Origin of the sequence: Bacillus sp. AFS098217 (genome assembly GCF_002551815.1) — a bacterium.
In the GTDB taxonomy this organism is placed as follows: Bacteria; Bacillota; Bacilli; order Bacillales; family Bacillaceae_G; genus Bacillus_A.
The window spans coordinates 71,517-93,457 of sequence record NZ_NVPR01000032.1 but is presented as its reverse complement, the minus strand read 5'-3'; the positions used below and the strand labels follow the sequence as shown (position 1 = coordinate 93,457).

The following is a 21,941-nucleotide window of genomic DNA, read 5'->3' as shown; positions in this document are numbered from 1 at the left end:
TGTTCTTTTTTAAGAACTAAATAATTTAAAATAATTGACAGTGTTCCGGTTTTAATGTTAACTATATTTATATTAAAGTTAACATTAGGGGTGACAATTGTGACTGTTAGTAGTAATACAAGTAAAAGAGTAACTTATACATATGAAGATTTAGCAGAAAAGAATAAAGCGTATGTATGGCATCCATTTACACAAATGAAAGATTACTTAGCGGAAGATCCCGTTATTATTGAACGAGGAGAAGGACGTAAACTATATGATGTAAATGGCAATGGTTATTGGGATGGCGTTTCATCGATTTGGCTCAATGTTCATGGCCATCATGTTCCAGAATTAGATGAGGCAATCCGTGAACAATTAAATAAGGTTGCCCATTCTACTATGTTAGGACTTGCTAATGTACCATCTATTTTACTTGCAGAAAAGATCATTGATGTTGTTCCAGAAGGTTTGAAAAAAGTATTCTATTCAGATTCTGGTTCTACAGCTGTTGAAATTGCGATTAAGATGGCTTTTCAATATTGGCAGCATAAAGGGAAACCTGAAAAACAAAAGTTTGTTACATTAAAAGAAGCATACCACGGAGATACAATTGGGGCGGTTTCAGTAGGAGCGATTGATTTGTTTCATCAAGTGTATAGTTCGCTCTTATTCGATGCGATAAAAATGCCTTATCCATATACATATCGTTCTCCTTATGGAGATGACAAAGAACAAATTGTTCAAAAGCATTTGGAAGAAATGGAAGCACTATTGAAAGAAAAGCATGAAGAGATTGCAGCAATCATTGTAGAGCCATTAATGCAAGGTGCTGGTGGCATGATTACAATGCCAAAAGGATATTTGAAAGGCCTTCGCGATCTATGTACAACATATAATGTTTTATTCATTACAGATGAAGTAGCGACAGGATTTGGCCGTACAGGGAAAATGTTTGCTTGTGAACATGAAGGGGTTACACCTGACATTTTAACAGCTGGAAAAGGATTAACAGGTGGTTATTTGCCATTGGCTATTACTGTGACAACAGATGAAATTTATAATGCTTTTTTAGGTGACTATGAAGAGCAAAAAACATTTTTCCATGGTCATAGTTATACAGGTAATCCATTAGGGTGCGCTGTGGCGATTGCGAATTTAGAACTTTATGAAAAAACAAATCTAGTAAAAGATGTTGCATATAAAGCGGACCATGTAGCAAAAAAATTGGAAGGACTGTATGAATACAAGCATGTTGGAGATATTCGTCAGTGTGGATTGATGATTGGTATTGAATTGGTGAAAAATAAGGAAACGAAACAGCCATTTGATTGGAATGAGCGAGTAGGTATGGAAGTTTGTAAACGCTCAAGAGAACTAGGAATGATTTTACGTCCGCTCGGTAACACAATTGTATTTATGCCACCGTTAGCATCTAAGATAGATGAGATTGATGAAATGTTGCGCATTTTATATCAAGCAATTGCAGATGTTACGGAGGGAGAATAATGAGCGGCTTTTTTATAACAGCAACGGATACGGAAGTTGGGAAAACCGTTGTTACAGGTGCTTTAGCAGGAGTACTTAGAAATCGTGGATATAACATAGGAGTATATAAGCCATTGCAAAGTGGACATATTGCCTCCAATCCAGAAGGTGACGCAGCTAGATTGAAAGCTGCGTCAGGAGTAGTGACAGAGACTAATAGAATTTGTCCTTATTCTATTGAAGAACCTCTTGCACCAAGACTTGCCATGAAACGAGCGGGAAAAACTGTAACGTTGGCACAAATTACATCTCATTATAATGAATTGATAGAAGAATTTGATAGTTTATTTGTAGAAGGAGCAGGTGGTCTTGCAGTTCCATTCACAGAAGATGCTTTAGTTGTTGATTTTGCAAAGGAATTAAAACTACCACTTATTATTGTGGCACGTCCGACATTGGGGACTGTGAATCATACTGTTTTAACGATTTCCTATGCGAAAGCACATGGTTTAACAGTTATTGGTGTTATTTTATCTGGTTGCAAAGAATGTGAGATGGAACGAGTGCAGGAAAATAAAGAGATGATTGAAGAATTAAGTGGTGTGCCAGTTCTTGGATTACTGCCAGAGCTTAGAGAAGGGTTTACGCGCGAGGAATTATTAGAAGCAGCGAAAGACCATATTATGATTTCAAAATTAGAGGAGTTCATCCAAAATGGATCAAACGTGGCGCGCACATCTTCAATCTAAAATAGAGAATCTAAAGGAACGAGCACAGTATCGTCGTTTATATGTAACGGAGCAGTCCGAAGAAACATGGCTGATTCGAAATGGTCAAAAGATGTTGAATTTAGCATCGAATAATTATTTAGGGTTAGCAGGAGATGAAAGGTTAAAAGAGGCCGCTATTATAGCGACAAATCGATATGGCACTGGAGCAACGGCATCACGTCTTGTCGTAGGGAATCATCCATTATATGCAGAGGTTGAAACGAGTATATGTAATTGGAAAGAAACTGAAAAAGCAATAATTGTGAATAGTGGATATACTGCAAATGTTGGGGCAATTTCTTCTTTAGTGGGTCGTCACGACATTGTTTTTAGTGATAAGTTGAATCATGCAAGTATTGTTGATGGGATTGTACTTAGTGGCGCAGAACATAAAAGGTATCGTCATAATGATTTGGAACATTTAGAGAAATTATTACGAATCGCACCACTTACAAAACGAAAATTAATTGTAACAGACACAATTTTTAGCATGGATGGTGACGTTGCACACCTGAAGGAGTTAATCATGCTAAAAGAAAAGTATGGAGCACTTCTCATGGTTGATGAAGCACATGCAGGTGGAATATACGGGAAAGAGGGCGCTGGTTTAGCACATATGGAACAAGGGCTTTCTGAGGGAATTGACATTCATATGGGAACGTTTAGTAAGGCATTAGGGTGTTATGGTGCATATTTGGCAGGAGATGCCATTTGTATGGATTATATGAAGAATATGATGAGAAGCTTTATTTTTACCACCGCTTTACCACCAGGAACACTCGGTGCAATGAAGAGGGCAATTGAAATTGTTAAAGAAGATGAGAAGATACGATTTCAACTTTTAGAAAACGGAACATATTTCCGCAATGCTTTGCAAGAAGCAGGCTTTAACATTGGTGATAGTTCAACACATATCATCCCTGTTATTGCGAGATCGAATGAAACTGTGATGCGTTTTAGTGAGAAATTACAGGAAGTCGGTATTGCAGCGATTGCAATTCGGCCACCAACAGTTCCGCAAAATAGTTCGCGAATTCGATTTGCTGTTACCTCTCAGCACTTAAAGTCTGATTTGGAATGGGCTATTGAGCAGATTACTCGAATTGGTAAAGAAGAGGGGATCTTGGTATGAAACAGCTGAAGCTTATTTTTATTCCTGGATGGGGCATGGAAGAAGAGGTATATGCTGCGTTATTCTCATACTTTCAAGACTATTCTGTTCAAGTTATTTCATGGCGTAATATGAAAACAGATCGCGATTTTGTAGAGCGAGTGATAGAGGGGGCAGCTGGACAAGAGGTGGTTTTAGTTGGCTGGTCACTCGGCGCATTGGCTGTTCTTCAAGCTTGCAAACAAGTACGAACGAAAGGAATGGTTTTAATAGGTGGTACAGCTAAGTTTACAGTAGCTGAAGACTATACGAGTGGATGGAACAGTTCTTTTGTAGAACGAATGAAAAGAAATTTGACAAAGCGAAAAGATGATACATTGAAGCGCTTCTATACAAGTATGTTTGCAAAGCAAGAGATGCGTGATAGAGAAAAATTTGAAAGTATTGCAGAGCGTTTTCTAGGCGATTCCACCGAATCTTTGCAGCTTGGGCTTGATTATTTAATAGAGACGGATATGAGAAGTCAATTGGAGCACCTAAAGAGGCCGCTATTACTTCTTCATGGAGAAAAGGATACGATATGTCCACTTTCCGCCGCTTATTATATACAAGAGAATACGAATGCAACACTCAGAGTCATAGATGGAGCGGGGCATGCACTTTGCATAACGAATTTTGAATATTGCGCAAATGAAATTAACAAGTTTGTAGAGGGGATACAAAATGATCAACAAAACGTTACTACAGAAACGATTTAATGGAGCAGCTGTATCCTATGATCAACATGCAAATGTCCAAAAAAAGATGGCTCATTACTTACTCTCTAGGCTAAAGGAACAGTATAACGAGATGTCTTCAATCCGTATTTTAGAGCTGGGATGCGGGACAGGGTATGTAACAGAACAGCTAGCGATTTCATTTCCAAAAGCTCATATTACAGCTATTGATTTCGCTGAAAGTATGATTGCTGTTGCAAAAACAAGACGTCATGTGGATGCTGTTACATTTCGGTGTGAAGACATTGAAAATCTTATAGTAGATGAATCGTATGATGTCATTATTTCAAATGCAACATTTCAATGGTTAAATGATTTACAAGCAACGCTCGAAAATTTATATCGTTATTTGTCCAATGGTGGTTTGCTATTGTTTTCAACGTTTGGAAATCAAACGTTTCAAGAGCTTCATGCAGCATTTCAACGTGCTAAAGAAGAAAGAAATATACAAAACAGTGTCTCTGTTGGACAACGCTTTTTAACAACAGAACAGTTGCAAGATGTATGTGAGATTGGAACAGGGGATGTTCATGTTTCTGAAACATGTTACATAGAAAAATTTGCTGAAGTTCGGGAGTTTCTGCAGTCCATTCGGAAAGTAGGCGCGACGAATAGCAATGAAGAATCTTATTGTCAAAGTCCTTCTATCTTTCGAACAATGATTCGTATATACGAAAGAGATTTCACGGAAGAAGGGGAGATTGTGGCAACGTATCATGCTTTATTTGCCTATATTGAAAAAGAGGGGAAGAGAAAGAATGAAACAAGTACAAACAAGAACAGATTGGAAACAAATTGCATCTGAAGTAGTAGAGGGTAGACATATAACGAAAGAGGAAGCGATAGCGATTTTAGAAACCGATGATACAGAAGTATTAGAAATTATGAATGCAGCTTATATCATTCGCCATCACCATTTTGGTAAAAAAGTGAAATTAAATATGATTATTAATACGAAATCTGGATTATGTCCAGAAGATTGTGGGTACTGTTCGCAGTCTATCGTTTCAGAAGCTCCAATCGATAAGTATGCATGGTTAACACAAGAAAAAATTGTTGAAGGAGCACACGAAGCAGTTCGTCGTAAGGCGGGCACTTATTGCATTGTTGCATCCGGACGTCGTCCAACGGATAAAGAAGTAAATCATGTGATTGGAGCAGTAAAAGAAATCAGGGAAACAACAGATTTAAAAATTTGCTGCTGCTTAGGATTTTTAAATGAGGATCAAGCAGGACGCTTAGCAGAAGCAGGTGTTCATCGTTATAACCATAACTTAAACACACATGCAAACAATTACGATAGCATTTGTTCAACACATACGTATGGTGATCGCGTGGATACAGTAGAAAAAGCGAAGCAAGCTGGTATTTCTCCATGTTCTGGTGCAATCTTTGGAATGGGAGAAACGCCAGAACAGCGTGTTGAAATTGCATTTGAATTACAACGTTTAGATGCGGATTCTATTCCATGCAACTTCCTTGTTGCTGTAAAAGGGACGCCGCTTGAAGGACAGAAGGAATTAACGCCAGTAGAATGCTTAAAAGTGTTAGCGATGATGCGCTTTGTGAATCCGTCAAAAGAAATTCGAATTTCTGGTGGTCGCGAAATTAATTTGCGTTCTGCACAGCCTCTTGGTTTATTCGCAGCAAATTCAATCTTTGTTGGTGATTATTTAACAACAGCTGGTCAAGAGCCAACAGCAGACTGGGGTATGATTGAAGATTTAGGATTTGAAATTGAGGAATGTGCATTATAAAATGTGAAAAACAAGCTCCTTGCCGGGCTTGTTTTTTTGTAAATAAACTGTAATAAAATGCTTAGAAGCCTTTATGGAAGCGAGTTTTCCTAAAAAATATAAAATGTGTGGACGAATTTTCCAACCTGTAATTGTACATAGTAAAAGTGTAATTCATATTGGGTTGGAGGATCTTACATGCATAAATATATACTAGCTATTATGACTCTTCTTATTTTATTAAAAGCAATTAGTGCTGATCCAGTGAAAGCAGCAAAAAATCCTGAACAGAAAGAAATGCAACAAAGAATAGAACAACATTTTCGAACAAAAGCGGAACATTTTGGTATTGAGACTGAGGGAAAAGACTTAAAGGAAGTGCGGAAAGAAATTCATATTGTAGAGGAAGAAAAGAAGAGAGAAAATGTTTGGAAAATCGCCCAAAATCTTCGTATTAAAACAGAGGGTAAAACGATGGATGAATTGATAAAAGATGTGCGGAAAAAAGTGAAGAAATAACAATTTATGGGCAGTCATACCCCCACAATAACATTTAGTGAAAGTAAAGGCTAGGTGGGGGATGAACGACCCGTAAAGCTCGATTGATGAGGACTAATAATCAGTGAGAATGAAGAAATCGAGACTGATTAAAGTTTCACTTTAAGCCCATTGTTTTGATAAATGTGCCATTTCAATAGCGGCAACTGCAGATTCGTATCCTTTATTTCCTGCTTTTGTACCTGCACGTTCGATCGCTTGTTCAATTGTCTCAGTTGTTAATACACCAAAGATAACCGGAATTCCTGTTTGCAGTGATAGAGATGCAACACCTTTTGCTACTTCATTACAAACATAATCATAATGCGATGTAGCACCACGAATTACTGTACCAAGTGTAATGACTGCATCGTATTTGCCGCTATTTGCCATCTTTTTAGCGATTAATGGAATTTCAAATGCACCTGGAACCCATGCGATATCAATGTCGTTTTCTTCTACACCATGGCGCTTTAATCCATCTAATGCACCGCCTAATAGTTTACTCGTAATAAATTCATTAAAACGTCCAACAACAACTCCGACTTTTAATCCTGTACCAACTAAATGACCTTCGAATACCATAAGATATCTCTCCTTTAATTATAATGAATAGATTATAGGTTTAATAAGTGACCTAATTTTTTTACTTTTGTTTGTAAATATGTTTTGTTTTCTTCTTTTGTGGGCATTTGCAATGGTACGCGTTCAACAACTTCTAATTCATAACCTTGCAAGCCAGCAATTTTTCTTGGATTATTCGTTAATAGTCGCAGCTTTTGTAAACCTAGCTCCTTTAAAATTTGTGCACCAATGCCGTAATCGCGAAGATCTGCTGGAAAACCTAGCTTTTCATTTGCCTCCACAGTATCTAGTCCTTTTTCTTGTAACTTGTATGCACGGAGTTTATTGAGTAGCCCAATTCCGCGGCCTTCTTGCCTCATATAAAGAAGAACACCTTTTCCTTCACGTTCAATTTGAGCAAGAGCAGCATGAAGTTGTGGGCCACAATCGCAGCGGCATGAGCCGAAAACATCGCCAGTTAAGCATTCGGAATGAACGCGTACGAGAACGGGTTCATCTGTTGAAATCTCTCCTTTTACAAGAGCGATATGTTCTTTTTGATCTAATGAATTAGAGTAGCCGATTGCATGAAACGTACCGAAATCTGTTGGTAATGTAATTTCAACCTCTCTTGTTACGAGCGTTTCATGATGGCGGCGATAGGCGATTAAATCTTCAATGGTAATCATTTTAATATCAAATTGTTTTGCAACTTGGAACAGATCAGCAACACGCGCCATTGTACCGTCTTCATTTATGATTTCACAAATGACACCCGCCGGTTCTGCACCGCACAATTTCGCTAAATCAACAGCCGCTTCGGTATGTCCTGCGCGCCGAAGAACGCCACCATCTTTTGCAATTAACGGAAAGATATGCCCAGGGCGATTAAAGTCGCTTCCTTTAGATGCTGGATTTAATAATTCGCGCACAGTTGCCGCACGTTCATGGGCACTAATGCCTGTTGTTGTAGAAATATGATCAATGCTTACTGTGAACGCAGTATGATGAGAATCTGTATTATGGGACACCATAGGCTCTAGTTGTAAGCGCTCTGCATATTGCTCCGTAATTGGTACACAGACGAGACCACGGCCATGTGTAATCATAAAATTAATTGTTTCTGGTGTAATGTACTCTGCTAAAGCAATAAAATCGCCTTCGTTTTCGCGGTTTTCATCATCACATACAATAACGACTTTTCCTTGTTTTAAATCTTCTAGTGCTTCTTCAATCCGATGAAACATTGTGTATCCCCCTTATAGAAATCCGTTTTCTTGTAAAAAACTTTCTGTAACTGAACTATCTCGCTTTGCTGGCTTTGAAATAAAATGCTCGATATATTTTCCAATCATGTCACATTCAATGTTCACAATATCTCCAGCTACCTTTTCGCCAATAATAGATTCGCTTACTGTGTGCGGGATGAGTGAGATTGTAATGGAAGATTCATCTATATCAAATATTGTTAAACTTGTACCATCAACAGCCACAGATCCTTTTTGTAAACAATACCGGAGTAAATCATTTGGAATTCCAATTTTGTAATATATAGCATTGAAGTGCTGTTTTTTACTTACAATGGTACCGACTCCATCAATATGACCTGTGACAAAGTGCCCACCAAAGCGTCCGTTTGCAGCCATTGCTCGTTCTAAATTCGCTTTAGAAAGAGGCTTTAGCATACAAAGTGACGTTGATTTCATTGTTTCAGGCATGGCATCAACAGTAAAAGAAGATGCGGTAAAAGAAGTAACGGTTAAACAGATTCCGTTAACAGCGATACTATCACCTAGTTTGACGTCGGATAAAATCGAATTTGCATGGATGGTTAGTTCCATTGCTTCTCCGCTTTGCTTTATATTCGAAACAGTTCCTAGCTCTTCTACAATCCCTGTAAACATGTAGGCACCTCACTTCGCTTACTTGCAATGATTTTTATATCATCGCCAATTTGTTTCATCTCTTGAATTTCTAAGGAAAGTGCATCTTGCAGTTTTATAAAACCAGTACCACCAAACCAAGTTGGTGCATCTTTTCCACCAATTAATTTTGGACTTATATAGGTCACGATTTCATTGAAGCATTTAGCTTCTAAAAAGCTTGCATGGACCGATTGTCCCCCCTCAATAAAGAGTGAAAGAATTTGCTTCTCTCCAAGAAGAGAGAGGAGGTCCCGTACTTCAATTTGACTCTTTTTCATCTGAAATACAGATACATTTTGAGATTCATAAGCATCTATTTTTTCTTTTTTTACATCTTTTCCAACAATGATCCATGTTGGCGCTAACCCATCAGTAATGACATGAGAGGAATGCGGAACTCGTAAATGTGTATCTAAAATAATTCGAATCGGATTTTGTCCACCGTTTGGAAGCCTGGTTGTTAAATGTGGATTATCGGTTATCACAGTATTTACGCCAACAAGAATGGCATCGTGTGTATGACGGTATTGATGAACGTCCTTACGAGCTTTTTCACCTGTAATCCATTTACTTTCTCCAGTAACGGTCGCTATTTTCCCATCCAAACTCATTGCGGTCTTTATTGTTACAAATGGCTGTTTTGTTTTCATGTAGTGAAAAAAGTATCGGTTTAATGAGAGGGCTTCCTCTTCAAGAACACCAGTCGTTATATGGATCCCTGCATCCTGTAACCGTTTTTTGCCATTACCTGAAACAAGTGGATTGGAATCGAGAGAAGCAATTACAACACGTTTTACTTGCTTCTCAATGAGCAACTCACAGCATGGCGGTGTTTTTCCAAAATGACTGCATGGCTCAAGGGTTACGTATACAGTAGCGCCATACGCCTGATCACCTGCCATTTGAAGGGCATGAACCTCTGCATGCTCTTCACCTGCACGGAGATGGGCACCCATTCCGACGATGTTTCCATCTTTTACAACAACAGCACCGACCATTGGATTTGGACTCGTTTGCCCCATAGTACTTTGTGCTAACTGTAGGGCAATCCTCATATATTCTTGGTCTGTCATTCTCTTCACCTCTCCTAAGAAAAAATCAAAAAACCCCAAGGATATTATTATCCTTGGGGTTTGGGAGACGTGATTTCTAGAAATATAGTTCGAATACGAAAGTATAGGAAAGAAACCTAACGATGCTTGATATTTTTGCATTAGAAAGAAGCCTAGCAAACTATCAATTTTTCATACGCTAGTCGTATCTTTTTATTTCAGCATAAAAACATAGGTATATGAAATAAAACATATACAGTAAAGAGAATCTTTAAAAATGTGTATGCCAAAATAAGAGTGTATTCGCTATATATAAGCACTAGAAAACATATCCTTCTCCCATCCAGACTATACTGTCGGCCCTAGAGTTTCACTAGATCCACCGTTTCCAAATTTGAAAACGGGTCACGGACTTAGAAGTGTGCACTTCATCACCGCCGGTTGGGAATTTCACCCGACCCCGAAGGATGCTGTTTGCTCACATTATAGCACAAAAAAGAAAAAAGGATAGCAAAAAATATTTGAATGTGAAGAATTGTATGAAAATGAAGGGCGGAAAAACCATTGATAGATGAGAGAAGGAAAACAATATTTAGTAGGAAATATTGTCCGCTACGGGACATATATAAAGCATGCACAAATGAATGTACATGCTTCTTAATAGTTATTTTGTTTCTGGAGCGCGAACGATAGATTCAAATTTCCCCTTATGTGAAGCATCGCAATAAGGCATGTTTTTTGATAAACCGCAGCGACATAAAGAAAATGCAGGTTTTGCTGGGAATACATTCCCTTGTGAATCAACTAATTCCACATCCCCTGTAATGCGAAACGAGCCATTATCATTCACTTTAATTTGTACTTTTGCCAACTTTATCCCTCCTTCCAAACGCTTAAGTCTATCATATAATTGGAGGGGAAACTTGACAATAAAAAAACCTCTCTTTGTCTCAAGCAGAGGAGAGTGTTATAATAACGTTTATAATTGACTATAGTAAGGTGACGAAACATGGATAAACAATTACTTACACTACAAAATATCGCAAATGAGCGCACTTGGGCATCATTTTTGAATGATAACCATCCATACAGTTTACTTCATTGGTCGATTGCAGGTGTGGGACAAGAACAGAAAGATGTGTGGCTGCTTCAAGACGAGGTAACCTTTCAAACGACGGAGTTCCCAACGCTTGATGAGGCAGTGAAGTGGATTGCGGAAAATATGGAACAAGTTACAGATGTTTTAGCGCAGTAACATGAAAAAAACAGGCTTATGCAAGCCTGTTTTTTGTTTCTTTTACATATGTTCCTAAAAATTGATCGATTGCAGCTTCGTATTCTTGTTTGTTTTCATTGTAAGAGCAAGCGTGTGCACCATGCTCTGCAATATAGAGTTGCTTATTGTTTTCTTTTGCTTCATAGAGTGCTTTTGTCATATCGCATAAAATGTAATCATCGTCTTTACTATGAATAAAGAGAACGGGATTGTTTATATTCTTTATACAATCAATTGGTGAAACTTCACGTATCGTATAGCCATCACGAACTTTTAAAAATGCATTTGCTAAAGGCAATAATGGCCATTTTGGTAAATAGAATTCAGCCTTTAAACGGTGTTGTAGCTGCCCGTAAAAATCAGAGAAAGGACAATCTGCAATATAGAAATCGGCGCCGTCTTCTACGAGTCCTGCATATTGAAGAAGTGTTGCAGCTCCCATCGACTCGCCATGAATACCTAAGATAATGTCTTTTCCAAAGCGATTTTTTAGCCAGTCAACTACAGACTTTAAATCGTGTTTTTCATAATAACCATAGCTCGTCGTTTTACCACCTGTTTTACCGTGGCGACGATGATCATAAATAAATACGTTATATCCTCTACTTAAAAATAAGTTTGCATATTTGACAGAGTTTATTTTGTTTACAGTTACACCGTGACAAAAAATCATAAATTTATTGGAATGACCAGCAGGAATGTAATATCCGTGAATATCATATCCAAATTGAGAAGGAATGTGAATTTCTTCTTTTGGAACCGCGTTAAAATCTTCTAAACGAAAATGTTTTTTCGTTTCACGCTCTAAAATTTCTTCCTCTGTTTTTTTCTTTAAATACATTACTTTATTGGTAAAGAAAATCCCAATGCCAATTAACGCACCTAGTATAGTGAGTAATGCTGTGAAAAAACGTTTCATACCTTACCTCATCCTCCAAATACCTTTCCATCATTGTGATACACTTATATTGTATCACAATGATGGAAAAAGGGGAGAAGTAGAGCATGGTTTACATACAAAAAATTACAGAAGAAATGAGAGAAACAATTCGGCTGTTTATGTGTGAGAATTGGGGAAGTACACTGATGGTTTCAAGGGGAAGAGCTCATCGCTTAGACGAATTACATGGTTTTGTTGCAGTTGAAAATAACAGAATAGTAGGAATTATAACCTTCGAATTAACAGAGAGTATTTGTGAGATTGTATCATTGGATAGCCTTGAAGAAAAGAAAGGAATTGGAACAAAGCTTGTAGAGTGTGTAATTGAGATGGCTCGGGAACAATGTTGTAAAAAGGTATGGTTAATTACTACAAATGACAATACAAATGCACTTCGTTTTTATCAGAAGCGTGATTTTACAATGACAAATTTGTATATTGATGCTGTGAAAGAGGCACGAAAAATAAAGAAAGAAATTCCATTTGTTGGCTATGATAACATCGAAATCTTGCATGAAATCCAACTAGAATGTAAGTTGTAAAAAGTTTATTTTATGTAACAATTTTCAGAAATATAAAATAATTAACTTGACGAATGTCATATTTTGTTTTAGTTTAAAATTGTAAGCTAGTACCATATTAAGGGGTGACGATGTGGCAACCATACGTGATGTTGCAAAATTGGCTGGTGTTTCAGTCGCAACCGTTTCACGAGTAATTAATGAAAAAGGGTATGTTCATGAAGATACAGTAAAACAAGTAAAGCAAGCAATTGAGGAATTACACTATAGACCGAATGGGGTAGCAAAAGCATTATTTAAAAAGTCCTCAACAATGATTGCTATACTCGTACCAAATTTACGTGATCCATCATACATAACTTTGCTTCGTTCAATAGAGGAAGCTGCATATAAAGAAGGCTATCAAATTATTGTTTGTAATATAGAAAGTAAGAATGAATATATAGATATACTGATGCAAAATGATATTGCTGGTGCTATTATGACGCGCGATGTATTTCGGCACCTGGGAAAACTATCGATTCCATTTGTTGTACTTGACGAAAGAGTATCTCCTTTGGATTATTACGAAAGTGCTAGAAAAGCTGTAATTTTGCTAAAAGAAAAGGGTTGTCATTTTCTTGTTTATATTGGAGAAGAGACAGAAGATGAAGAAATGGAAGAACATGTATCTGGTTTTTTAGATACTGTTTGGGAAGAAGAACTTGCTTATCGAGAAGCAAGTCTCAAGGGATGCGAAGAAAATCAGCTCATTGAACTGTTACGAAAGTATCCTTACATAGATGGAATTGTAGCTTCAAGTGATATAGTCGCAATTTCGGCTATTCGGGCGGCAATTGCTCTTGGTATCGATATACCAAAGCAGTTGCAAGTTGTTGGATTTAAAGGGAGTTTACAAGGGGAATGGGTTACTCCGTCATTGACAACAATTGAAAGCTCTTGTGAAAAGAAAGGGATATTGGCATTACGGCAGTTAGTCGGAAAAATAAAAAAGAAACACGTACAACAAGAAGCATTAGAAACAGAGTTTGTATTTGTTGAGAGAGAATCTACAAAGTAAAAAGGTGCGTTCAGTAAACGCACCTTTTTTATCATGTAATCGCAACGGTGACTCGGACACGCTACAAACTAAGCAGTAACATCACTGCTATTGCGATGAGTACAGCGTCCTAATCTTTATTCTGGTTGTACAATCTTTTACGGAGAGATCTGTTCACTAACCGAGTGAAGTTGCGACGCATCATTATAAAATGTAAAAGGAGCACCGCTTGTTATCTATGTGAAAAAGATAACTCTTGTTTTATAGAGCTTAAAGATTCTGCGAACAGTTCAGGCTCTTCCAAATTTGGAGAGTGAGCGGAATTGGGGAACCAAATCATTTTTTTTATGGGCGCTTCAATCATATCGCAATATTGCTGGACAAGTGCATAAGGAGTTTGATAATCAAAGCGTCCAGAACAGAAATAAACAGGTACAGAAAGGCTTGAAATGGTAGAAAAGAAATCCACCGTAAGCATTTCTTCCCATAATGTTCCAGACTTCATGTTTCCTGCGAGAAATTTTAGCCAGTCTAGCCACGTATATTCTGAAGAAAGTAAGCCTTTGCGAATAAAAGAAAACGAGGATCCATTTTGAACTGCACCTCCAAATGTACTAAGCCATCTTCTTTGAATAATAAGACGCTTCATATCTAGAAAAGGTGGTTTCCCTAGTTTCGTGAGTGAAGCTAATGCACGTGTGTGACCGTGTTTTTTTGCGGAATGAATTAAGTGTTGGTACAATAGTTCCTCGTTTTGTTTCATATGTACAATTTGACCAATGCCAATGTAGGCTTCGATGTATTCTGGGTATGTATTTGCAATTTTTAAGCCGAGAATACTCCCCCATGAATGTCCAGCAAAGAATAATTTCTGCTTTTTAAAGCGAGAAAGAAGGTATTGGATGACTTCACATGTATCTGAAACGAATTGTTCAATTGTGAAAGGAGCTTGAATATCTTGTAATGAAAAGGATTTTCCTGCTCCACGTTGATCCCAATTGATAACGACAAAATGTTTTTCTAAGTCTTTTTGAAAGTGGCGAATGAATCCGATTTGTGCCATACCAGGGCCGCCGTGACAACAGAATAAAATAGGTTGATTCACGTCTTGACCACGTATAAGTAAGGATTGTTTACGACCGTTAATCATAACGCTTTCTATCGTAGCGATGCTATTCGGAATCGGTTGCATATTTTCGTTGTGAAATTGTGGAGTGCGGCTACGAAAAAGCATATGAAAAACCTCCTTTTCTTAAATGGTATGTATCGCACAGGCTCTCAATTTTGCATATACTGTTAGAAAATCATTGTATCATAACATACTAGCTGTATTTCAAGCATACGAGCTCGGGAAAGGGGGAAGAAAGTGACGATTGGAGAAATTATAGATCGCTTAAATAAACGTGAATCACTCGCTATTATTGCAAAACGCCTTGAAATGAGCCCGTATACATTGTCGAAAAAACTTAGAATGCTCGGATATGAATATGATGGTGAACAAAAGAAACGAATATTCATTGGAGAGGGAGAAGAGCCTCGGCATTTATATCTTCAAGAAGCCGTAGCGCTTCAATATGTAAAAATAGATTATCAAGTATTAATTTATGAACAATTACAAAGTATTTATGAATTGTTACAAAAAAGAGAAGGATGTATTCTTTTAACGCCAGAGAATTGTACAGAAAAGAAGAAACGTACTTTCTCTATATGTACGGAAGTTTTAGAACGTTTAGATATTGTATCTGTTGCAAAAGGAGTTCATAAGTCTCGAATTGTAGAAGAAGCGTTGAAAGAATTTTTACAAAGATACGAAGTGAGTGATGAATCGTATCCAGATAAATAAAAGAAAGGATACAATTCTTGATATCAGAGTATGTATCCTTTCTTTGTTAGCTAGTATGAATGAAAAAATGTTGGGGTAAACGGTGTTTAAATCTCGATTTATTTTATCCTTTTGTTTTAACAAAATAATATAGAAACCAAACGGCATGATTTTGTTCATCGGCTGCCGTTCTACGAAATACCTCTTTAATGTATTGATCTGTAGTATCATCTGCGATTTTTAAGTAAAAATCAACGGTTCGTTGCTCATCTTGTATTGCAAATTCTAATCCACTTACATAAGAATCTGGACATGGTTCAGTGATTTTTGGCTGAGGTTGTCTACCGGTTAAACGAATATAAATCTGTACAAATTGTTGAAAATGTTTTATTTCGTCTTGTCGGATTTCAAGAATTTGATCGCGTTCACTACCTTGTGGAGCTAAATTAGCTAATTTAGCATAGCAATGTATTGCACTATACTCTCCGTTAATGGCTTTTTCAATATCACGAATTAGCTTTTCATTTTGTCTGTATATCAAATTGTAATCATTTGAATAGGAATCCATTTGTTTACCTCCCAGTTTATGCTTAGATATCCTATGGAAAATTAAAATACTGGGTGCATATCCTCTAGAATGTATTTTAGGATCAATTGAATTTTTATTGTCTAGGATATGGAATTTCCCTTATAATGGAGAAAAAAGTAAAAGGTGAGCAAGATATGAAGAAAAAGAAACAAAGACAAACGCAAATGAATCAGACGGAGAAGGATTCCATTACAATTGGTGATCAATTGAATGCATCACTAATGAATCAATTGAAAAGCAAGAAGAAAGAATTACAAGTAAGAGCAGAGCAAAAAGAAATAGAAGAACAAGAAAGAAAGCGTAAAGAGCAAAGAGAACGTGAAAAGAATAAATCATTTGAAGAACTATTAAGTGAAAGTAATCTTACTTGGAAAGACTTTAAATAATATAAAAAATCATCAGTGGTATTGTCCTGATGATTTTTTTAACGATTTGATAAGAAAAGGGGAATTGGGATGAGAAAAATTGTAGTGGTTCCATATGAAAACCATTGGGTTGAGAAGTTTCAAATAGAAGCAAAGAGGTTAAAAGTAGCAATGCCAGAACCAGTGAAAATACATCATATTGGTAGTACATCAGTACCGGGACTTGCAGCAAAGCCCATTGTTGATATGATTATGGAAGTAGGAGATATTGAGAGAGTTGATAGTTGGGATGAGCGTTTTGAAGAACTTGGTTATATTGTAAAAGGTGAAAATGGCATTTCGGGTCGCCGTTTTTTTATTCATGGAACGGAAGAAAAACGTTCCTATCATTTACATGTATTTGAAACAGGAAATTCAGAAATTACACGTCATTTAGCGTTTCGTGATTACATGATGGCGAACTGTGAAGAAGCAGAAGCTTATGCAACATTAAAGAAAGAGTTGGCAGAAAAGTTTACATATGATGGAGATCAGTATACGGAAGGAAAGAATGATTTTGTGCGTGATATTGATGAGAAAGCAAAAGAATGGCTAGAAAATAACGCAGGCAAGTAAGCACGCGTTATTTTTAGTAGAAGGGGGAGAAGAGATGAGAAAGATTATGATTATTGGTTCTGGAGGGGTCGGGAAATCAACCTTTTCACGACGATTAGGAGAAAAATTACAAATTCCTGTACATCATCTTGATGCTCTTTATTGGAAAGCGGGCTGGGAGCTAGCAAGTCGTGAGGAACAAATACAAGTGCAAAAAGGCTTAGTAACGCAAGATGCCTGGATTATCGATGGAAATTATGGTTTTACAATGGATATACGAGTAGAGGCCGCCGATACAATCATCTTTATTGATCTTCCAAGAATACAATGCTTATATCGTGTAGTAAAAAGAAGAATACAATATCATAATCAAACGCGTCCTGATATGGGAGAAGGATGCGATGAGCAATTAGATTTTGAGTTTTTGAAATGGGTATGGACGTATCCGAAGGTGAAGCGGCCTACTATTTTAGAAAAATTGCAGGCTGTTTCTACTGAGAAAAACATTATTATTTTTAAATCTGCAGCTGAAGTAGAAGGATTTTTACAGAAGTTATAAGACTCCGCTATTTGCGGGTTGTAAGACTTCAAGCTTAAGATACAGAGAGGTAGGGATAATTGCCAGTAAAAGCCTGATAGAAGTTCCACTTTATAAAATTATTATGTAAACTGTATATATTTTTTGACTTTTTTCGTGAATCTTGTTCAAATAAAGTTGATGGTTATAAAAATTTCGTAGCATTTGTCTATAAAATTTGCAGGAGAGCAGAAGGAGGAACGGACTATCATGTATATTCCAACAACTACACTTCATAATGGTGTGAAAATGCCGATGATTGGTTTAGGTGTTTATAAAGCAAAAGAAGGTGAAGAAGTAAAGCAAGCGGTAAAAACAGCTTTAGAAGTTGGATATCGTTCTATTGATACAGCGACTGTATATGAAAATGAAAGCGGTGTCGGAGAAGCGATTCGTGAATCCGGAATTGCACGTGAGGAATTATTTATTACGACAAAAGTATGGAATGACGATCAAGGATATGAGACGACACTTCAAGCATTTGAAAAAAGTTTGAAGAAATTACAAATGGATTATGTGGATTTATATTTAATTCATTGGCCGATAAGAGGGAAATATGTAGATACATATCGTGCTTTAGAGAAGTTATATGAAGAGGGAAAAGTACGTGCGATTGGTGTCTCTAATTTTCATCAGCATCATTTAGAGCAGCTCCTGCCGAATTGCAATGTGAAGCCAATGGTAAACCAAGTGGAACTTCATCCAATGCTTGCGCAGTTTGAATTACGTGATTTTTGTCAAAATCAACAAATTCAAATGGAAGCCTGGAGCCCGTTAATGAGAGGGGGCGAAGTATTCCAGCATCCAATTATTCAGGAAATCGCTAGCAAGTATGAAAAAACACCTGCGCAAGTTATATTAAGATGGGATATTCAAAGCGGAATAGTGACGATTCCTAAATCCGTTACACCATCTCGTATTAAGGAGAATTTTACTATTTTTGATTTCTCATTAACAGAAGAAGAAATGAAGCGAATTGACACACTGAATCGTAATTTGCATGTTGGAACAAATCCTGATAAATACGATACTATGTAAAAAAAACGCTACCGAAAATGGTAGCGTTTTTTTAACGGTGCAATGTGTATGTATCATATTTAACAGCTGCTTGAATTTGTTTATATTCTTCAGTCGTTAACGGAGATTGATTGTTAGCTTGTACATTTTCTCGCAATTGCTGGATGGAGCTAGCGCCAGGAATAACAGCAGCAACAACTGGGTCATGTAAACAATAGCGAAGAGCTGTTTCGGTTAATGAACGTTCCTTTATAATCTCTTTTACAGTAGCTAATGTTTTTATTAACTCGTTATAAGAATAAGAAAGATAATCTTTTTCTTTCACCTTTTCTATCTTTCTTTCATTGTTGTCAGTTAATAAACCTTTCGCAAGTGGCCCTCGCGCAATTATGCTAATTTGATGTTCCTGAAGCAGCGAAAACCATTCTTCTGGTCTACGATTTAATAGACTGTACTCCATTAATACACTAACGATGTTAGAACGTTTTGCATATTCACGAATGACATTTGGGCGAATAGAAGAAATGCCGTAATGACGAATGATACCTTCTTGTTTTAACTCTTCAAATGCTTCAATCGTTTCATCAATAGAATCTTGGATTGTCCCGCCGTGTAATTGGTATAAATCAATATAATCTGTTTGCAAGCGGCGTAAGCTTTCTTTTACTTCTGCTTTTATATAAGTTTTGGAAGGATCCCAAGACCAACCGTTCTTTTCTTCTGTCCAGCGGTTTCCCACTTTCGTTGTCAGAACAATTTTGTCGCGTTTTCCTTTAAGAGCTTTTCCAACGAATTCTTCATTTAGTCCATAATCGTATAAATCTGCCGTATCAATAAAATTGATTCCTAGATCAATTGCTTCATGGATGATGCGAATTGCTTCACCTTCATTAGTACCAAGAGACATACAACCGAGGCCCATTTCTGTAATATATAAATCTGAACTTCCTAATTGTCGTTTTTTCATTGGTCAACCTCCTTGCTTGTATTGTACGAAAGTGGGAGAAGATTGACAAACGTTTACTGTTTGTAAAAGTACGATTGAGAGGCTTCATAATTTAGCAGGAGATGGAGAAAGTACTTACTGATTAAAACTCACTTTATTTTTTTGTTTGCGGTAATCCAGTCTTGTACCGTTTCGTATTCTTTTCCATATTGTTTTAGCTTATTACGAATTTGCCAAGCTTTTCCGACTAACGTGATACGATTTGGTAAAATATATACTTTCATTTTTATCACGCTCCTTTCAGTGTGGTAAAATGTATGAAGAACCATTAGGAAATAGAACAGGGAGATGAAATAGTGTGAGTAATCTTGCAGAGAGAACTGTGGCAACTGAACCGATTTTTGATGGGAAAGTTATTAAAGTTCGTGTTGATGAAGTAGTATTACCAAATGGAGAAGTGAGTAAACGTGAAATTGTAAATCATCCTGGTGCAGTTGCTATTATTGCTGTTACAGATGAAGGAAAGATTGTGCTTGTTGAACAGTATCGTAAGGCACTTGAAAAAGAGATTGTGGAAATTCCGGCTGGGAAATTAGAGCCTGGAGAAAAACCAGAAATAACAGCAGTCCGTGAATTAGAAGAAGAAACTGGTTACGTATGTGAGAAAATGGAATTCATCACATCTTTTTACACATCACCAGGTTTTGCTGATGAAATTTTATATGTATACAAAGCAACAGGACTAAAGAAAAAAGAAAATAAAGCAGCTTTAGATGAGGATGAATTTGTGGAATTAATGGAAGTGTCATTAGAAGAAGCGATTTCACTTATGCAAAATCAACGTATTCATGACGCAAAGACAATGTTTGCTGTGCAATACTTACAATTACAAAAATAAACACTCGCCTAAGGCGAGTGTTTTAATTAATTTTAGCATATACGCGTGTATCACGTAAGCTGCCGTCAGGTGCAAGAAAATCATTTTCAAGTGTACCTTCTAAAATAAATTCAAGGCGTTCTGCTAAGGCACATGCATTCGCATTTGTAGCATCGCAGCGAATCTCAATTCGTCTAGCGCCAAGCTTATCAAAAGCAAACTGAACGGCACCTTTCACAGCTTCTGTCATATATCCTTGTTTTGTATAAGCGCTATGTAACCAGAAATGAAGTGAAAACTTTGGAATATCCCAGTTCTCTGGTTGAAGAGTAAGGGCTCCGATAAATGTACCAGACACTTTATCATATAAGTGAAAAGCTAATGTTTCACGAAGTAAAAACTGTCCGTGAGCTTCTCGAACGATTTCTTCAGCGCTTTCTTCAGTTTCGGATGTAATTGGCATCCATGGTAGTAAGTCTTCTAAAGAAGCTTGAATTGCTTCATACATCTCTGTTCCATCACCTGGAAATGGTTTACGTACTTGCAGACGTTCAGTTTGAAATAATGTTGGAAAATCTAATAATAATGGTTTCAAACGAAATCCCTCCTATTCTCTACTTTTAAGTTTAGCAAAGTGGAGCGGAATTTCAATCTTAATTAATCATACTTTTTTTCTTTCCTTCATACATTTTAGTAAGAGTGTGAACGGAGGGAAGAAAAATGTTGCGAAAAACTTGGCAAGACCGTGTAATTTCTCATATACAAGAAAATTCTTCACTTTACATATTTGTTTCTGTTTTACTACTGATGGGTGTAGTATTTGGGGCAATTCTTGTAAATAGTTTGCAGGTGAATCAAAAGCAAGATTTATCCTTTTACTTAAGTCGTTTTTTTGGACAAGTTTCCAAAGGCGAGTTTGCAATTGCAGGTGAAATGTTTCGAGAAAGTTACTTTTCACAATTAAAATACATTGGATTTATTTGGCTGTTAGGGATTTCTATTATTGGATTACCACTTATTTTTATTTTATTATTTTTAAAAGGAGTCGTTGTTGGATTTACAGTTGGTTTTTTAGTAAGTCAGCATGGCTGGAATGGATTATTATTAGCATTTGTCTCTGTATTACCACAAAATTTAATCATTATTCCAGCGTTTCTTGTAATGACAACAATTGCTGCAAGTTTTTCTTTACGAATGATTAGGCATCAATTTATTCGAAAAATTAACGAGCCACTACTACCGTTATTAATCCGCTACACTTGCTTTTTTCTTATTATTGGTGCGATATTAGCGATCGCTTCTAGTATTGAAGCATATGCGTCGCCAGTCTTAATGAAAGAAGTCGTGGAGGTTATCAATAAAAAATAAATACTATATGAGAATGATTATCAACTTATTTTGATTATTTTTTCTTTTGACAGAAGCCCTTCTTTTGATATA

Annotated in this window: 27 protein-coding genes, 1 pseudogene and 1 riboswitch; of the genes and pseudogenes, 17 read left to right on the top strand and 11 right to left on the bottom strand. The window is 36.8% G+C overall.

All coding sequences use genetic code 11. The features are described 5' to 3' along the window. The first annotated feature begins 54 nt into the window (after positions 1-54). From bioA to COO03_RS08565, 7 genes are all read left to right on the top strand, one after another. Positions 55-1,488: an adenosylmethionine--8-amino-7-oxononanoate transaminase gene (gene bioA, locus COO03_RS08595; protein ID WP_141523174.1), complete on the top strand. Its 1,434-nt coding sequence runs from the start codon at positions 55-57 to the stop codon at positions 1,486-1,488. Further along, positions 1,488-2,216, top strand: coding sequence for a dethiobiotin synthase (gene bioD, locus COO03_RS08590; RefSeq protein ID WP_097896775.1), 729 nt, complete (start codon positions 1,488-1,490; stop codon positions 2,214-2,216). The genes bioA and bioD overlap by 1 nt, the downstream gene beginning before the upstream one ends. Then, positions 2,182-3,369 (top strand): 8-amino-7-oxononanoate synthase, encoded by a 1,188-nt coding sequence (gene bioF, locus COO03_RS08585; protein ID WP_097896774.1) that lies wholly within the window; start codon positions 2,182-2,184, stop codon positions 3,367-3,369. The genes bioD and bioF overlap by 35 nt, the downstream gene beginning before the upstream one ends. Then, complete coding sequence (locus COO03_RS08580) at positions 3,366-4,106, top strand: alpha/beta fold hydrolase (RefSeq protein WP_097896773.1); 741 nt, start codon at positions 3,366-3,368, stop codon at positions 4,104-4,106. The genes bioF and COO03_RS08580 overlap by 4 nt, the downstream gene beginning before the upstream one ends. Next, positions 4,072-4,929 carry a malonyl-ACP O-methyltransferase BioC gene (gene bioC, locus COO03_RS08575; RefSeq protein WP_097896772.1) on the top strand — a complete coding sequence of 286 codons (858 nt, stop codon included), beginning with the start codon at positions 4,072-4,074 and terminating at the stop codon, positions 4,927-4,929. The genes COO03_RS08580 and bioC overlap by 35 nt, the downstream gene beginning before the upstream one ends. After that, complete coding sequence (bioB, locus tag COO03_RS08570) at positions 4,883-5,881, top strand: biotin synthase BioB (protein ID WP_097896771.1); 999 nt, start codon at positions 4,883-4,885, stop codon at positions 5,879-5,881. The genes bioC and bioB overlap by 47 nt, the downstream gene beginning before the upstream one ends. 177 nt (positions 5,882-6,058) lie before the next feature. Next, positions 6,059-6,379, top strand: coding sequence for a hypothetical protein (locus COO03_RS08565; protein ID WP_097896770.1), 321 nt, complete (start codon positions 6,059-6,061; stop codon positions 6,377-6,379). 141 nt (positions 6,380-6,520) lie between these two features. Here the strand turns inward: COO03_RS08565 and ribH are convergent, their stop codons facing one another. The 5 genes and pseudogenes from ribH to COO03_RS08540 all read right to left on the bottom strand — a co-directional run bounded on the left by ribH (position 6,521) and on the right by COO03_RS08540 (position 10,844). Continuing rightward, positions 6,521-6,982 (bottom strand): 6,7-dimethyl-8-ribityllumazine synthase, encoded by a 462-nt coding sequence (gene ribH, locus COO03_RS08560; protein WP_097896769.1) that lies wholly within the window; start codon positions 6,980-6,982, stop codon positions 6,521-6,523. A 32-nt stretch (positions 6,983-7,014) separates the two neighbouring features. After that, positions 7,015-8,208, bottom strand: a complete 1,194-nt coding sequence (locus COO03_RS08555) for a bifunctional 3,4-dihydroxy-2-butanone-4-phosphate synthase/GTP cyclohydrolase II (protein WP_097896768.1) — start codon at positions 8,206-8,208, stop codon at positions 7,015-7,017. A gap of 12 nt (positions 8,209-8,220) precedes the next feature. Further along, positions 8,221-8,865 (bottom strand): riboflavin synthase, encoded by a 645-nt coding sequence (gene ribE, locus COO03_RS08550; protein WP_097896767.1) that lies wholly within the window; start codon positions 8,863-8,865, stop codon positions 8,221-8,223. Further along, complete coding sequence (gene ribD, locus COO03_RS08545) at positions 8,847-9,959, bottom strand: bifunctional diaminohydroxyphosphoribosylaminopyrimidine deaminase/5-amino-6-(5-phosphoribosylamino)uracil reductase RibD (protein ID WP_097896766.1); 1,113 nt, start codon at positions 9,957-9,959, stop codon at positions 8,847-8,849. The genes ribE and ribD overlap by 19 nt, the downstream gene beginning before the upstream one ends. 306 nt (positions 9,960-10,265) lie before the next feature. Next, positions 10,266-10,410: riboswitch (FMN riboswitch) on the bottom strand. Between the two features lie 192 nt (positions 10,411-10,602). Next, positions 10,603-10,844: pseudogene (locus COO03_RS08540) on the bottom strand (CDGSH iron-sulfur domain-containing protein). A 103-nt stretch (positions 10,845-10,947) separates the two neighbouring features. Between COO03_RS08540 and COO03_RS08535 the strand changes: the two are divergent. Continuing rightward, positions 10,948-11,193 carry a DUF2552 family protein gene (locus COO03_RS08535; protein ID WP_097896765.1) on the top strand — a complete coding sequence of 82 codons (246 nt, stop codon included), beginning with the start codon at positions 10,948-10,950 and terminating at the stop codon, positions 11,191-11,193. A 16-nt stretch (positions 11,194-11,209) separates the two neighbouring features. On the opposite strand, the gene COO03_RS08530 is transcribed toward COO03_RS08535, so the two are convergent. After that, positions 11,210-12,133 carry an alpha/beta hydrolase gene (locus COO03_RS08530; RefSeq protein WP_097896764.1) on the bottom strand — a complete coding sequence of 308 codons (924 nt, stop codon included), beginning with the start codon at positions 12,131-12,133 and terminating at the stop codon, positions 11,210-11,212. An 86-nt stretch (positions 12,134-12,219) separates the two neighbouring features. Here COO03_RS08530 and COO03_RS08525 point away from each other — a divergent pair, with 86 nt between their 5' ends. Next, on the top strand, positions 12,220-12,696 hold the full coding sequence (locus tag COO03_RS08525) for a GNAT family N-acetyltransferase (RefSeq protein ID WP_097896763.1): 477 nt from the start codon (positions 12,220-12,222) through the stop codon (positions 12,694-12,696). Between the two features lie 112 nt (positions 12,697-12,808). Next, the gene (locus tag COO03_RS08520) at positions 12,809-13,735 is read left to right on the top strand and encodes a LacI family DNA-binding transcriptional regulator (protein WP_097896762.1); all 927 of its coding nucleotides are present in this window, start codon (positions 12,809-12,811) and stop codon (positions 13,733-13,735) included. 211 nt (positions 13,736-13,946) lie between these two features. Here COO03_RS08520 and COO03_RS08515 read toward each other — a convergent pair whose 3' ends face one another. Then, positions 13,947-14,948: an alpha/beta fold hydrolase gene (locus tag COO03_RS08515; RefSeq protein ID WP_097896761.1), complete on the bottom strand. Its 1,002-nt coding sequence runs from the start codon at positions 14,946-14,948 to the stop codon at positions 13,947-13,949. Between the two features lie 132 nt (positions 14,949-15,080). Here COO03_RS08515 and COO03_RS08510 point away from each other — a divergent pair, with 132 nt between their 5' ends. Beyond that, on the top strand, positions 15,081-15,557 hold the full coding sequence (locus COO03_RS08510; protein WP_097896760.1) for a ribbon-helix-helix domain-containing protein: 477 nt from the start codon (positions 15,081-15,083) through the stop codon (positions 15,555-15,557). A gap of 103 nt (positions 15,558-15,660) precedes the next feature. Here the strand turns inward: COO03_RS08510 and COO03_RS08505 are convergent, their stop codons facing one another. Beyond that, complete coding sequence (locus tag COO03_RS08505) at positions 15,661-16,104, bottom strand: ferritin-like domain-containing protein (protein WP_097896759.1); 444 nt, start codon at positions 16,102-16,104, stop codon at positions 15,661-15,663. 155 nt (positions 16,105-16,259) lie between these two features. On the opposite strand from COO03_RS08505, the gene COO03_RS08500 reads away from it, so the two are divergent. The 4 genes from COO03_RS08500 to COO03_RS08485 all read left to right on the top strand — a co-directional run bounded on the left by COO03_RS08500 (position 16,260) and on the right by COO03_RS08485 (position 18,699). Continuing rightward, positions 16,260-16,511, top strand: a complete 252-nt coding sequence (locus COO03_RS08500) for a YqkE family protein (RefSeq protein ID WP_097897053.1) — start codon at positions 16,260-16,262, stop codon at positions 16,509-16,511. Positions 16,512-16,580: 69 nt separating this feature from the next. Further along, entirely contained in the window at positions 16,581-17,105 is a 525-nt protein-coding gene (locus tag COO03_RS08495) for a GrpB family protein (RefSeq protein WP_097896758.1), read from the top strand. 34 nt (positions 17,106-17,139) lie between these two features. Continuing rightward, positions 17,140-17,643, top strand: a complete 504-nt coding sequence (locus COO03_RS08490) for a DNA topology modulation protein (RefSeq protein ID WP_097896757.1) — start codon at positions 17,140-17,142, stop codon at positions 17,641-17,643. 228 nt (positions 17,644-17,871) lie between these two features. Then, the gene (locus tag COO03_RS08485) at positions 17,872-18,699 is read left to right on the top strand and encodes an aldo/keto reductase (protein ID WP_097896756.1); all 828 of its coding nucleotides are present in this window, start codon (positions 17,872-17,874) and stop codon (positions 18,697-18,699) included. 31 nt (positions 18,700-18,730) lie between these two features. Here the strand turns inward: COO03_RS08485 and COO03_RS08480 are convergent, their stop codons facing one another. Together COO03_RS08480 and mciZ are read right to left on the bottom strand one after the other, a co-directional pair. Beyond that, on the bottom strand, positions 18,731-19,645 hold the full coding sequence (locus COO03_RS08480; RefSeq protein WP_097896755.1) for an aldo/keto reductase: 915 nt from the start codon (positions 19,643-19,645) through the stop codon (positions 18,731-18,733). Positions 19,646-19,773: 128 nt separating this feature from the next. Then, the gene (gene mciZ / locus COO03_RS08475; RefSeq protein ID WP_097896754.1) at positions 19,774-19,908 is read right to left on the bottom strand and encodes a Z-ring formation inhibitor MciZ; all 135 of its coding nucleotides are present in this window, start codon (positions 19,906-19,908) and stop codon (positions 19,774-19,776) included. Positions 19,909-19,982: 74 nt separating this feature from the next. Here mciZ and COO03_RS08470 point away from each other — a divergent pair, with 74 nt between their 5' ends. Then, complete coding sequence (locus COO03_RS08470) at positions 19,983-20,522, top strand: NUDIX hydrolase (protein ID WP_097896753.1); 540 nt, start codon at positions 19,983-19,985, stop codon at positions 20,520-20,522. A gap of 22 nt (positions 20,523-20,544) precedes the next feature. On the opposite strand, the gene COO03_RS08465 is transcribed toward COO03_RS08470, so the two are convergent. Further along, positions 20,545-21,096, bottom strand: a complete 552-nt coding sequence (locus COO03_RS08465; protein ID WP_097896752.1) for a GNAT family N-acetyltransferase — start codon at positions 21,094-21,096, stop codon at positions 20,545-20,547. A 125-nt stretch (positions 21,097-21,221) separates the two neighbouring features. Between COO03_RS08465 and spoIIM the strand changes: the two genes are divergently transcribed. Then, complete coding sequence (gene spoIIM, locus COO03_RS08460) at positions 21,222-21,869, top strand: stage II sporulation protein M (RefSeq protein WP_097896751.1); 648 nt, start codon at positions 21,222-21,224, stop codon at positions 21,867-21,869. Positions 21,870-21,941: the final 72 nt, after the last annotated feature.